Below are 1,839 nucleotides of genomic sequence, written 5' to 3'. Positions count from 1 at the left end.
ACCTGCACCGTAAATTTCCCGAGTTCTTTCTTTCCCAAGACCCACAAAACGACGCGGCGTTTCTTAACCTGTTTTTCGGCGAAACCCTGCCGGAAATCCTGAGCCATTTACCCACCGTGCGCGGCCTGCGCCTTTCGCTCACCACACCTACCGTGCACCAGACGGAGTGGGAATCAGCGCTGCAACGCCTCTACCAGGGCCTGCGTTTACGCGGCTGTCAGTTGGTACTGCGCGACTATCAGGACAAAGCGTGGCCCCGCCAGCAGTTAAAGATGGCGTTGGATGTGTTGCCTGATGATGTACGCGCTTCCGTAAAAGCGACGGAGCTGGACTATCGTCCCGGATTTGCCAACAATCCCACCCTTACTCGCCTGAGTGGCTCCCGTAAGTGGGTGGAATTCGATCTGTGGGGCATCGAATACGGCTGGACGCTGCTCCCCTGTTGCCTGTTAGACGAACTGCAAAAGCGTCTTCACTGGGCCTCCCAAACGCTCGGCGACGAACTTGAGGCGATCACTGCACGCCTCAGTTGGGAATGGCTCCCAAACAATGCGCTACTGGGCTCAGTCAACGAGCTGAATCTGTACGGCCTCTCGCGTCTGATCCGAGCGCCGTCGGTTGCACCGCAAGCGCTGTTTACCGAGTGGCTGGAAACCTACTCTCTGCGTCCTCTGTCACAGCAAGAGATTGACGATCTGTTTGCCATCTATACCTCCAGCCACGACTGGATGTGTAAAACGCCCAGCTTGCTGGGGCGACTGCTGCAACGTCATAGCCGCCCCCCGCATGACTTTGAGCAGGCGCTACAACTGCTGCATATGGACACCCGCAGCGCCAATTGGTCTCAGGCTTTTCAGCCACTGATGCCAGCGGATGATGAGGCCGTCGGTGAGCAGCAAATGCAGCTCATCATCCTGGAAAAACAGAAATCTCGTTTTCTGGCGGAATACCTGCGCGCTCAGGTGGACAAAAAATTACCCGCCATGCCGCTCACTGACGCCTTTAAACACACGCTCACCGCTAGCTGGGAACGCGCCTTCTGGTATACCCGCGCTTACAGCCACATTACCCATGCTTTTGCGCTCCGCTTGTGGATCCACAAATACGGCAATAATCCCGAAAAACACGAACAACTGCGGCAAGCGTTACACACGCTGCGTCACTTCATCACCGAGCTGGAAACCTGGTTTTCTTCGGCAGGCACACAGCACCCTTACACCTTTCACCTACTGCTCGACCCACAGCGCCTGCTTCATTTAGCAGCCAGTCTGGACTGCGACATCACCGCGCCTTGACCGTGAAATGAGCATAAGCAATTCCCTACCGGTAAAACACACAGGAACCCGACGCTCAGCATCAGGAGCGTGACTTATTGGGATAAAGTGTGCAATCACTCACATAATCAACGTTTTGTGTGTGATGACAGTCACAGGTGGGTAGAGTGGAAATGTGACAGCGGTCATTTGTTGACCAGCATGTAGTAACAAAAAAGAGCAAACGAAAAAGGGCACCCGTGGGTGCCCTTTTGAAGAGGAATGCAACAATCAGTGCATTACTTGCTGTTCTTGTCCTGCAACTGTTCAAGGCCTTCCATTTGCGGCAAACCGGTCGCCGCCGAGGAGGAGAGCAGCCCGGTCTCAACGTAGTTGAACAGTTTTTCACGCGTATCAATGATATCCAGATTACGCATCGTCAACTGACCAATACGGTCATCCGGCGAGAACACGGAGTCGCCTTTTTCCATCGTCAGACGTTCCGGCTTGTAGGTCAGGTTATTCGACACCGTATTCAGGATGGAATAGTCATTGCCGCGACGCAGTTCCAGCGTCACTTCACCCG

1 protein-coding gene and 1 pseudogene are annotated in these 1,839 nt (G+C 54.4%); one reads left to right on the top strand and one right to left on the bottom strand.

The window, feature by feature from the left end; translation table 11 throughout:
• Positions 1-1,295, top strand: a 1,295-nt coding sequence (locus J5224_RS26240; RefSeq protein ID WP_264628113.1) for a hypothetical protein, incomplete at its 5' end; no start/stop codon positions are given.
• 257 nt (positions 1,296-1,552) lie between these two features.
• Here J5224_RS26240 and J5224_RS26235 read toward each other — a convergent pair.
• Positions 1,553-1,839 (bottom strand): annotated as a pseudogene (locus J5224_RS26235) (argininosuccinate synthase); the annotation flags it as partial.

It is taken from the genome of Candidatus Symbiopectobacterium sp. NZEC135 (genome assembly GCF_025962695.1).
This window is presented reverse-complemented; position numbering and strand designations above follow the sequence as displayed.